Source organism: Adlercreutzia equolifaciens (assembly GCF_029076695.1).
GTDB classification, from domain to species: Bacteria; Actinomycetota; Coriobacteriia; order Coriobacteriales; family Eggerthellaceae; genus Adlercreutzia; species Adlercreutzia equolifaciens_A.
Genome location: NZ_JARFIK010000057.1, coordinates 1 through 427 on the forward strand (window position 1 = coordinate 1; position 427 = coordinate 427).

The 427-nt window shown below is 46.6% G+C and carries 1 protein-coding gene; it reads left to right on the forward strand.

Annotated elements, in window-relative coordinates; translation table 11 throughout:
* Positions 1-427 (forward strand): L-arabinose isomerase family protein (locus PZH32_RS11450; protein WP_428994031.1); only part of this gene is annotated, 427 nt, incomplete at both ends.

A 427-nucleotide genomic window follows, 5' to 3' on the forward strand; every position in this document is an offset into this window, starting at 1 on the left:
GCTCCCAGGACTTGCAATGCAGAGACTGATGGAAAAAGGATACGGATTCGGAGCAGAAGGTGACTGGAAGACAGCTGCTATGGTTCGTGTTATGAAGATCATGACTCAGGGAATGAAGGACGCTAAGGGAACTTCATTCATGGAAGATTACACATACAACCTTGTATCAGGTAAAGAAGGCGTTCTGGAAGCTCACATGCTGGAAGTTTGCCCGACAATCGCAGATGGCAAGATCAGCATCAAAGAGCAGCCACTTAGCATGGGTAACAGAGAAGATCCTGCAAGACTTGTATTCACATCTAAGACAGGTCCGGCTATCGCAACATCTCTGATCGACCTTGGTGACAGATTCCGTCTGATCATCAACGATGTAGACTGCAAGAAGACAGAGAAACCAATGCCAAAACTTCCAGTAGCAACAGCATTC